This window comes from Virgibacillus sp. 7505, from assembly GCF_002272135.1.
Classification (GTDB): Bacteria; Bacillota; Bacilli; order Bacillales; family Amphibacillaceae; genus Terribacillus.
The window spans coordinates 1-216 of record NZ_NPBF01000437.1 but is presented as its reverse complement, the minus strand read 5'-3'; the positions used below and the strand labels follow the sequence as shown (position 1 = coordinate 216).

Below are 216 nucleotides of genomic sequence, written 5' to 3'. Positions count from 1 at the left end.
CACCAAAACGGGATTAGGCCTTAAGCTTGGCAACGGCATTGTAAACATGGCTGGCACTTTAACTACTTCTGTCGACATTCAACTTTTGTTGACACTTGTGTTCACGATGATCACTTCGATTATTCTTGGGATGGGTTCACCTACCACCGCCAACTATATCATCACATCAACAATTGCCCTGCCCGCGATTATCGCCTTAAATGGGCAATTGGAGGC

1 protein-coding gene is annotated in these 216 nt (G+C 45.8%); it reads left to right on the top strand.

All coding sequences use genetic code 11. The features are described from left to right. On the top strand, positions 1–216 hold a 216-nt coding region (locus tag CHH91_RS19685), incomplete at both ends, for a TRAP transporter large permease subunit (RefSeq protein ID WP_141234279.1).